Annotated in this window: 6 protein-coding genes and 6 tRNA genes; 11 read left to right on the forward strand and 1 reads right to left on the reverse strand. The window is 44.1% G+C overall.

Annotation, left to right across the window (positions count from 1 at the left end; genetic code table 11):
• Window positions 1-213 precede the first annotated feature (213 nt).
• From AB4Z17_RS31145 to AB4Z17_RS31170, 6 genes are all read left to right on the forward strand, one after another.
• Window positions 214-290: transfer RNA gene (locus AB4Z17_RS31145), tRNA-Met, on the forward strand.
• Window positions 291-313: 23 nt separating this feature from the next.
• A tRNA-Val gene (locus tag AB4Z17_RS31150) sits at window positions 314-389 on the forward strand.
• A 35-nt stretch (window positions 390-424) separates the two neighbouring features.
• Window positions 425-501: transfer RNA gene (locus AB4Z17_RS31155), tRNA-Asp, on the forward strand.
• A gap of 16 nt (window positions 502-517) precedes the next feature.
• Window positions 518-593: transfer RNA gene (locus AB4Z17_RS31160), tRNA-Phe, on the forward strand.
• Window positions 594-631: 38 nt separating this feature from the next.
• Window positions 632-716, forward strand: a tRNA-Tyr gene (locus tag AB4Z17_RS31165).
• Window positions 717-731: 15 nt separating this feature from the next.
• Window positions 732-807 (forward strand) — tRNA-Lys (locus AB4Z17_RS31170).
• Between the two features lie 146 nt (window positions 808-953).
• Here AB4Z17_RS31170 and ssuE read toward each other — a convergent pair.
• Window positions 954-1508 (reverse strand): NADPH-dependent FMN reductase, encoded by a 555-nt coding sequence (gene ssuE / locus AB4Z17_RS31175; RefSeq protein WP_441964172.1) that lies wholly within the window; start codon window positions 1506-1508, stop codon window positions 954-956.
• A 189-nt stretch (window positions 1509-1697) separates the two neighbouring features.
• Here ssuE and AB4Z17_RS31180 point away from each other — a divergent pair, with 189 nt between their 5' ends.
• The 5 genes from AB4Z17_RS31180 to AB4Z17_RS31200 form a co-directional block, all read left to right on the forward strand.
• Window positions 1698-2645, forward strand: coding sequence for a glycosyltransferase family 4 protein (locus tag AB4Z17_RS31180; protein ID WP_076270766.1), 948 nt, complete (start codon window positions 1698-1700; stop codon window positions 2643-2645).
• A 173-nt stretch (window positions 2646-2818) separates the two neighbouring features.
• The gene (locus tag AB4Z17_RS31185; protein ID WP_076270774.1) at window positions 2819-3961 is read left to right on the forward strand and encodes a PucR family transcriptional regulator; all 1143 of its coding nucleotides are present in this window, start codon (window positions 2819-2821) and stop codon (window positions 3959-3961) included.
• Window positions 3962-4050: 89 nt separating this feature from the next.
• Window positions 4051-5172: an ABC transporter ATP-binding protein gene (locus tag AB4Z17_RS31190; RefSeq protein ID WP_076270765.1), complete on the forward strand. Its 1122-nt coding sequence runs from the start codon at window positions 4051-4053 to the stop codon at window positions 5170-5172.
• Between the two features lie 203 nt (window positions 5173-5375).
• Window positions 5376-5969 (forward strand): sigma-70 family RNA polymerase sigma factor, encoded by a 594-nt coding sequence (locus tag AB4Z17_RS31195; protein ID WP_441964174.1) that lies wholly within the window; start codon window positions 5376-5378, stop codon window positions 5967-5969.
• Window positions 5914-6122 (forward strand): hypothetical protein (locus AB4Z17_RS31200; RefSeq protein WP_441964176.1); only part of this gene is annotated, 209 nt, incomplete at its 3' end. The genes AB4Z17_RS31195 and AB4Z17_RS31200, both read left to right, overlap by 56 nt.

A 6122-nucleotide genomic window follows, 5' to 3' on the forward strand; every position in this document is an offset into this window, starting at 1 on the left:
CGGGGTGGAAGCACAGCAATGTGTGTAGCTGACGAATACTAATCGGTCGAGGGCTTATCCTAAACACGTTTACTGTGACCCATACATCCAGTAGACAGCAGCATAAAGGCTTCAGCAAGCCTAATCTTTCGTATCCAGTTTTCAGGGCGTAATGTTCTGACTTTGCAAGCGTCCCCGAACGCTGCAATCGACAACTATTCGGGGGACAAGCGTGGCGGTGTAGCTCAGCTGGCTAGAGCGTACGGTTCATACCCGTGAGGTCGGGGGTTCGATCCCCTTCGCCGCTACCATTACCTTTTTTATCGTAACATTTGGAGGATTAGCTCAGCTGGGAGAGCATCTGCCTTACAAGCAGAGGGTCGGCGGTTCGATCCCGTCATCCTCCACCATATGTACTTATTCGGTTTTATGACCGGATCCACTTGGAGCTGTGGTGTAGTGGCCCAACATGCCTGCCTGTCACGCAGGAGACCGCGGGTTCGAATCCCGTCAGCTCCGCCATTTTTCTTTAAAGTAAGGCTCGGTAGCTCAGTCGGTAGAGCAGAGGACTGAAAATCCTCGTGTCGGCGGTTCGATTCCGTCCCGAGCCACCACTTTATTTTTCGTTGCGACGAGAAATAAGTAATAGTATGGAGGATTAGTGAAGTGGCTAAACACGGCAGACTGTAAATCTGCTCTCTCTGAGTTCGGTGGTTCGAATCCATCATCCTCCACCATTTCTTTTACAGCAAGAGCCATTAGCTCAGTTGGTAGAGCACCTGACTTTTAATCAGGGTGTCGTAGGTTCGAATCCTACATGGCTCACCATTTTTTCTAAACACACCTATACAACCGTAGATCCTAAGATCTACGGTTTTTTTGTTTGATTATAATGGAAATAAAAAAGAGTTTGCTCATCTTAATGATGGGCAAACTCTTTTTTTGCATAGTTAAAACTAGATAATGAATGAATCTTAGTTTTTACTCCGTAGATTCAATTCATAAGCAAGCTCGTTTACCGTTTCGTTTAGACGAAGTTTAAGTTCATCATTTAATTCAAATACTGGAGCTTCATTTGGCTCTTGTGAACGCTCGATTTGGGAATCAACGGCGTACACTCCGCTTACATATAATTTCGCGCCCATGGATGCGAGTACCGGCTTGAGGGAATAGTCAATAGAGAGTAGGTGAGCGATGGTGCCGCCGATAAACAGAGGAGCAATGATTTTACCATCAAGTCCTTTCTGCGGCAGTAGATCTAGAAACGTTTTTAGAACGCCTGTATAAGATGCTTTATAAACTGGGCTTGCAATAATAACAGCATCCGCATTCTCGACAAGCTGATTGGCTTCTATAATAGCAGGGCTGCCAAAACGAGCGTGAATTAGATCTTCGGCTGGCAAAGAAACCACGGTTATGGTATCAACCGAAAGATTTTTTGTTATCAATTGTTGCTCCACGTACTGTGTTATGCCATTTAAACGGGATGAAGCATTTGGACTGCCTGAAATAATTACAATCTTGGACATGGGTGCACTCCTCTTTTTCAAATGAATAGTAGGAAATAAAATTACATTAATCCGATAAGTAAACTTTGAATAGATAGTACCATGGCAGATGTTATTTGGTCAAACAGGTTTGATTTGTTTCTTGTATTTTATCGATATAAGGGAACAATGTATACATATAGGAATGAAATAGAAAAAGGGGTAGTTGCAATGGTATACGGATTAGCGGTTTTAATTAGCTTCGCGATCGTATTTGCAAGCGTACCACCGCTTCGTGTATTTGCGCTGCGACTTGGTTTTGTCGATCGTCCTAATCAGAGAAAAATACATAACAAGCCGATCCCTCTCATGGGTGGCGCGGCTATTTTTGTTGGCTGCATCGTTACGATGTTTATTTTTATCGGGTTCACTCCGCTCACTTGGACCATAGTTACGGGTGGAACCGTGCTCGTAATTATTGGACTTCTTGATGATGCGTCAAAGGCAAAAGGGAAAGATTTTCCGATATGGCCGCGTGTCATTCTCTATATGGGTGCTGCGTCAATCCCAAGCTTATTTCACATCAAAATTGCGGGCATCACCAATCCGTTTACACATTTGTTTATTTCATTTCCCGATTGGGTATCGTGGCTGACAACGATGCTATGGGTTTTCGCGCTAATCAATATGATCAACTTTATTGATGGCGTAGATGGGTTGGCTTCAGGGGTATGCACGCTGTCAGCACTTACGCTATTGACGGTGGCGCTCGTTAAAGGACAGCCAAGCACCGCTATTCTTGCCATTATTGTAGCCGGAGCATGCTTTGGGTTTTTGGTTCATAATTTTTATCCAGCAAGAATATTTATGGGTGACGCAGGAGCGACCTTCCTAGGCTTTACTCTTGCTGTAATTGCTGTTGATGGAGCGTTTAAGAAAGCAACATTCATTACCTTGCTAGTTCCATTATTGGCGCTTGGATTGCCTATATTTGACACGGCTTATGTCATGCTGCGCAGGCTTATAAGCGGTAAAGGCTTGCATCATGCGGACAAGCTGCATACGCATCATCTTTTGATGAAATGGGGACTGAGCCAGGTCCAAACGGTTTCGTTTCTATATTTAATTGCTGCGTTATTCGCGCTCTTGTCAATCATTCTTTTACTGGTAATAGGCTGAATTAAGCAAGCTCTTGTGGTACAATGACGGGAAAAAGCGTTATTCCACATTAAGGTGCGAATAAACTTTTTTACTTATTAATCCGCTTATAAAGAGCTGCTAATCGCAATAGGTGTCCTCCCATAGGAGGAAGCACGCAGCCGCAAATGCTTGTGGAGATTGGAGATAGAGAAATGAGCACGACAGACTGGTTGAAGCCGCTGAAGCACATTTTGAACTGTCCGGTACATGCTGTTTCGAAATCTATAGCGGAGTGGAACGATTTAATTAGCAATGCTGATGTGGTGTGGTTAGGCGATCATATAGGATCATCTCCTATAGAGGGCCAACGCGTAGAAAAAGACGAAAAAACGTGGATTGTCATTTCATCTGCGGAATATGAAGTGGATTTATTAGAAATCGATTGTCCATCGCTTCAGGCAACAGAGAAGGAATTGATAAGCTGGACTTTGCAGCTTAACCGCGGACATTTAATGGAGAAAAAAAATGCGGCGCTCTCTGAATCAGAGAGGCAAGCGCTTAAGCTTGGAGATTGGATTCAGAAGCAGTTGGAATCGGATGAGCCCGCATATTCCTTACCTGATCATTTAACCGTTGGCAGTCGCTTATTTAATGAAATGATACCTTTCTTACTCGTTACAGAGCAGTCAGGCACGAAGCATGCAACTTATTCTGAATTAGAAAAACTTTTGCGTTCATTTATGTCCGACGATGTCTTGCTTATTCCGCTCAAAAGCCAGGAATGGCTCATATGGGGTTCGATGTCCTTGCTGAGAGATGAGGATTCCGATGCTTTCGATGAGCAGGAGGAAGAGACGATTGAGGATAGTCTAGCTTCGATTGGGCTTGGATTGCATGAGATGCTCGCCAGTGAGTGGATTGGTGAATGCCACATCGCAGTAGCTCATCCTTCATCGCCAGCAAAAGGTATGATTGAGACGACGATGCTGCTGCGGGAGACGATTAATCTCGGCCGAAAATTCCATGTAGGAACAAATATTTATTTGCCGTGGATGCTTCAGTTGGAACGTTTGTTGAATGCAATTCCTGAAGTCCATCGTGCGAGATATTTGGAGCAGTCGTTAAAAAGAGCGGATCTATTCGTTGAATCAGAAATGCTGAGTACATTGGAAACATTTTTTACGCTTGATTGCAATGTTAGTGAGACAGCGAAGAAATTATACATTCATAGAAATACATTATTATATCGTTTAGACAAGCTTAAACAAGAGACTGGTTTAGATGTTCGTCAGTTTAGGGATGCCGTACTAGTCAAAATTATATTGCTATTGTACAAAGTTACGAAAAGAAATTAGTTTTTTTGTAAAGTATGTGCATAGTCACAAGCTCCCCAGTGGGATAAGATATAGGCATAACGAAATTTCTTTCTAGGGGGAAAATTATCATGGCAGGCGTACGTTTAGAAGGCATTTACAAAAAATACCCGGGTACTGACAAAGCATCGGTTACTGACGTTAACTTAGATATTAAAGACAAAGAGTTTCTCGTATTGGTCGGACCATCTGGTTGCGGTAAATCGACAACTCTTCGTATGATTGCAGGCCTTGAAGAAATTTCCGAAGGCAAATTGTTCATCGGCGACCGCCTTGTGAACGATGTTGCTCCTAAAGACCGCGACATCGCGATGGTATTCCAATCCTACGCGTTGTACCCGCACATGAACGTTTACCAAAACATGGCTTTCGGCCTTAAACTTCGTAAATTCAAAAAAGCAGACATCGACAAACGTGTTCGTGAAGCTGCTAAAATTCTAGATATCGAGCATTTGCTTGACCGTAAACCAAAAGCGCTTTCCGGTGGTCAACGTCAACGTGTCGCTCTAGGACGCGCAATCGTTCGTGAGCCGCAAGTATTCTTGATGGATGAGCCGCTTTCCAACTTGGACGCGAAACTTCGTGGACAAATGCGCGCTGAAATCAGCAAGCTTACAAAACGTCTTGAAACAACAACTATCTATGTAACGCATGACCAAATCGAGGCAATGACAATGGGTGACCGTATCGTTGTCATGAAAGACGGTTTCATTCAACAAACAGCTTCACCAGAAGAACTGTATAACCACCCGGTTAACATCTTCGTAGCTGGCTTTATCGGCGCTCCATCGATGAACTTTATCAGCGGTTCGCTTACAGAGCAAGGCGGCGCGCTTCGCTTCAAAGCAAGCGGCGTTGATGTAGTTGTTCCAGAAGGCAAAGCAGCATCGCTTCGCTCGAAAGGTTACATCGGCAAAGAAGTGATTCTTGGCATTCGTCCAGAGGATCTTCACGAAGAGCCAGTATTCTTGGAAGCATCCCCACAAACAATCGTGAACGCAAATGTTGAGGTTGCTGAGAACCTTGGTCACGAGATGTACTTGTACCTAAACGGTATCGGCACTGACACAGTTATCGCTCGTGTTGACGGCCGCTCTGGACTACGTGATGGCACAACTGTTAAGCTTGCGCTTGACATGAACAAAGTACACTTGTTCGACAAAACGACAGAACTTAACATTTTCGAAGCTTAATAAATAGTATGGAAGAAGAACGGTCGGATTATCCGATCGTTCTTTTTTTTATTTAAAAATAGAGGGCGCTTTTGTCGAATTGACTGTTGCGATTAAATAAATTGGAGTCACACAAAACCGTATCCATGCTTCGGCTGTCTAATACAAAACAAGATTAATAATGTATAAGAAATGAGAGGCAGCCTGGGCAGGAGGGAAGAGGCATGAATAAGGATGAGTGGGCTCAAGCGGCTATACGGGGCGATGAAACGGCGCTGCTGCAGCGTATTGATCTAGATAAGCATCAAATGTATGGGATTGCTTATTCATATATGCGAAATGAGTCGGATGCATTGGAGGCTATACAAGAAACGGTTTGCCGGATATGGACGAAAAAGCACAGATTAAGGGAGCCGAAATTTTTTACAACGTGGGCCATTCGTATTTTGATCCGTGTGTGTATGGATGCTAAGAAGAAGCAAACAAGGGAGCGTCCTACCGATTCGATAGCCGAGAAATATGATTTGAGGGAAAAGACAGTTGAGTGTGATGAGACAGCAGCACGTCTTGATATGGCTGCGCAGATTCAGCTGCTTCCGGTTAACTATCGTATGGTGATAACACTCAAATATTATCGAGATATGACGATTACGGAAATTGCTGAGCTATTGGAGAAGCCTGATGGGACTATTAGAACGTGGCTGAACAAAGCATTAAAAGGACTAAGAGCAGATATGGCACATATGAAGGAGGAGATACGAAATGGGCGAGGCCAAGGAGACGCCGTTCAGGCAAGCCAATCAGGCGCTGCGAAGTGACATGGAACATGTGAATCAGGAGCTTGTTGTGATGCCGGAGCTGGCGCTTGATGCAGCAATACGAAGTGGGATTGAGCAGGGGCGGAAGCGATCCATACGTAGAAACAGAAAAAGATGGAGTGTGAGCATGTTTGCTGCAGGGCTAAGTGTAAT

The sequence above is a fragment of the Paenibacillus sp. TAF43_2 genome, assembly GCF_052113545.1.
Classification (GTDB): domain Bacteria; phylum Bacillota; class Bacilli; order Paenibacillales; family Paenibacillaceae; genus Pristimantibacillus.